The following is a 267-nucleotide window of genomic DNA, read 5'->3' as shown; positions in this document are numbered from 1 at the left end:
ATCTCGCGACCGCCGCGGTCGTGAACGCCGTATGGGACTTGTGGGCCAAAACGGAACGCAAACCGGTGTGGAAGCTTCTGGTGGACATGAGCCCCGAGGCGCTGGTGCGGTGCCTCGATTTCCGCTATGTGACCGACGCGCTCACGCCGCACGAAGCGCTGGCGATCCTGCGCCGCCATGCGGCCACCAGGGGCGAGCGCGAAGCGCAGATGCTCGCGCACGGCTATCCGGCTTACACCACGTCGGCGGGCTGGCTCGGTTACGACG

The 267-nt window shown here is 67.4% G+C and carries 1 pseudogene; it reads left to right on the top strand.

The window, feature by feature from the left end:
• A pseudogene (locus SB771_RS34835) lies at positions 1 to 267 on the top strand (fuconate dehydratase); the annotation flags it as partial.

Source organism: Burkholderia sp. SIMBA_051 (assembly GCF_046534915.1).
In the GTDB taxonomy this organism is placed as follows: Bacteria; Pseudomonadota; Gammaproteobacteria; order Burkholderiales; family Burkholderiaceae; genus Burkholderia; species Burkholderia ambifaria.
This window is presented reverse-complemented; position numbering and strand designations above follow the sequence as displayed.